This window comes from Pantoea sp. MBLJ3 (assembly GCF_000816655.1).
In the GTDB taxonomy this organism is placed as follows: Bacteria; Pseudomonadota; Gammaproteobacteria; order Enterobacterales; family Enterobacteriaceae; genus Pantoea; species Pantoea eucalypti.
Genome location: NZ_JSUT01000024.1, coordinates 1 through 715, shown reverse-complemented (window position 1 = coordinate 715; position 715 = coordinate 1). Strand labels below are relative to the sequence as shown.

Below are 715 nucleotides of genomic sequence, written 5' to 3'. Positions count from 1 at the left end.
TTACAAAAGGGGAATAAAGGCCAGACGGTGATTAAGATTATTGCCGATTCCGTAGAAAAACTTTGATATTCAATGCTTTATAAAATCTCGCAGTTGTCCTGCTGCGAGCAGTTTTTACCAGCCAGCGCAGCCTGAATGGGTAAACGCCCCTGAGCCGGAAACGCCGGCGGGAACCACGCCAGATCGGTAATTATTTCGGACATACTTTTGGCTCCGGCATCTGCAGCGGCTCATTAATTGGATAGCCTGGTCTGCCAGGGCTCACGCAGCTTGTAGTCACCCTGACTTCATCGCAGGGCATAAAGTGCACCGTGATCCCACAGGTTTTTTGCCCCGTATAGTCCGGTACCGTTACCACCGCGCTATGCTGGCGATTATTAGCACTCATTTCTTTTTCCCATGCTCGATACTTAGCCGTATCTGCAAACCCAGGAAAGCCTTTCATTGAGGCTTCTCCGCTTTCCCAGTCAATTTTGACCGTCATACCCGGCCGCCACTTCGCCGGCACACCATAGCAGCAGCCACCACCTCCCCCCTGCCAGGGGCCAATAGCATCTATACCCGACTGACCGTCGACGCTGAAATGGTTGATTGCCCATTTTGTATGGTTGATGGCGACAATAACCCCGCCACCGCCGCTTCGGGTTCCGGCTTTCGCCGCCGGCTGACTGCAGCCCGTCAGCAACACGGCACTCAGTACCACGAGGTAATGTCG

At 53.6% G+C, this 715-nt stretch carries 2 protein-coding genes; both read right to left on the bottom strand.

Annotated features, from left to right (window positions below; genetic code table 11):
• Window positions 1-77: 77 nt before the first annotated feature.
• The gene (locus NP77_RS23985) at window positions 78-203 is read right to left on the bottom strand and encodes a hypothetical protein (protein ID WP_008926662.1); all 126 of its coding nucleotides are present in this window, start codon (window positions 201-203) and stop codon (window positions 78-80) included.
• Window positions 191-715 (bottom strand): DUF3304 domain-containing protein (locus NP77_RS19150; protein WP_304413274.1); only part of this gene is annotated, 525 nt, incomplete at its 5' end. The genes NP77_RS19150 and NP77_RS23985, both read right to left, overlap by 13 nt.